This is a genomic window from Rhodopirellula maiorica SM1 (genome assembly GCF_000346295.1).
GTDB classification, from domain to species: domain Bacteria; phylum Planctomycetota; class Planctomycetia; order Pirellulales; family Pirellulaceae; genus Novipirellula; species Novipirellula maiorica.
Genome location: NZ_ANOG01000846.1, coordinates 1 through 1,819 on the forward strand (window position 1 = coordinate 1; position 1,819 = coordinate 1,819).

A 1,819-nucleotide genomic window follows, 5' to 3' on the forward strand; every position below is an offset into this window, starting at 1 on the left:
TCGATGGCCTTGGTTCCAGGGCTGCGGAAACCTCTTAGCGTCACCATTCGCGAAACATCGCCGCCGTACTCTTCGGAAAGATCACGAAACCACAGATAGTTTTCGAACGATCCATATCGAATGTAAAAACATTCTGGCGGCACTCGCGTCGCTAGCGGTTCGATCGCCGTGTTGTCGTTCGCATCGTTGGGGATCGGAATCGGCTCGGTCCATCTCGGAGCGGCGGGAACGGAGACGACTCGGCTCATGTCGGGTGCGATAGGTTGTCCCATCGCGGCTTGGCGATACATCGCCTCGGTCGCTTGCTCGGCACCCGCCATCAATTTCAATGTCGACACCAACGTGTCCTGCGCCTCAGCCTCGGCGGTGAACCAAGCGGGCATAGGCAGATGCAAACGGCCGGACAACATCGCCACTAAATAGGTCTCAACCCATGGTGGGTAATCGCCAGCATCGATTCGCGTTTTGGCGGCCGCGGTGTAGTCGGTCCACCACTGGTCCAAGAGTTGGGCATGCATTGCCGGATTGGGTTCCGGATTTAATTGATATTCGCCGATCACGCCGGACGTATCGCTCAGCGCGACCACCATCGGTTCATTGCCTTGGAACAGGAACGAGATCCGTCTTGCAATCGTCTCTTCGGTAGGTTGGTCTTTGCTGGTGATTTCACGGATCAATTTTCCGACACGACGAAGCAATCGACCTTGCCCCGCCTCGGGCACCGGCCGCTCGGATGGCGGGATCAATTTTTGCCGAACCTCTTGCCCCACTGGATAGAACACCCGGCGCTGCGCATCGGTGACACGAAGCGGGGGCAGCGACCCGATCGGGACCCCCGCGGCCAACGGAATTTCAATCGTGGCCACCCCGAATGGCTCGCCCGCCTGCGCCAAAGCGAGGACTTGCTGGGCCGTTGCGGCTGAGGGAACCGCCAATACCAGCAACACTGCCAGCATCGCGAGGCACGCCAATGGGGGGGCGGGCGGGGTGGATGCCTGCTGGCCAGCATCCTGAGGGTGGCCGGGTGAGACCGTCGTCGGATCGGCGAAAATCGTAGGAGAACAATATTTCATGGGTAATTTTTCTTTATCTGCTTGGGGTCGTCACCCAGGTTTGTTGGGTGATAATGGCAGCGAAGTTCCATTATTAAGACCGACTCAGCAACAGGATAGGGCGATGGCAGATAGTCCATCACGAAGTGGCGTTTTTCAGGCGAGTACCGACAAGCGATTGGAGGCGTTTGCAGAGAGCATTAGCTTTGATCGACGCATGTATCAACAGGATATTCGCGGTTCGATCGCGCATGCCGACATGCTCGCGAGCGTCGGTTTATTGACCCGAGAAGAGTTTTCGACGATTCGTGACACTTTGAAGGAAATCGAGGCCGAACTGGATGCCGACCAGTTTCCGATCCGCTTCGAGCTCGAAGATATCCACATGCATATCGAGCAGGCGTTGATCGACCGGATCGGCGATGTGGGGCGAAAATTGCATACCGCCCGCAGCCGCAATGATCAAGTCAGCACCGATGTACGGATGTGGGTCCGCGAGGCGCTCGACACAGTGGACGCTCGGTTGCTGGAGTTGCAGCGAGCGTTCCTGAGCCGCTGTGAGCGGGATTTTGATGTCGTGCTGCCGGCGTATACCCATCTGCAGCGTGCTCAGCCAGTGATCCGCCCCCCACTACTGGATGGCGTATATCGAAAAACTGCAGCGAGATCGGGGCCGCGTCGCCGATTGTCGCCGACGCGTCAACGAATGCTCGCTTGGCGTTGCGGCGGTCGCAGGAACCACGCTGCCAATCGATCGTGATCACACC

Annotated in this window: 2 pseudogenes; one reads left to right on the top strand and one right to left on the bottom strand. The window is 58.2% G+C overall.

The window, feature by feature from the left end:
* Positions 1-1,073 (bottom strand): annotated as a pseudogene (locus RMSM_RS27205) (hypothetical protein); the annotation flags it as partial.
* A 103-nt stretch (positions 1,074-1,176) separates the two neighbouring features.
* Between RMSM_RS27205 and RMSM_RS27210 the strand changes: the two are divergent.
* Positions 1,177-1,819, top strand: a pseudogene (locus RMSM_RS27210) (lyase family protein); the annotation flags it as partial.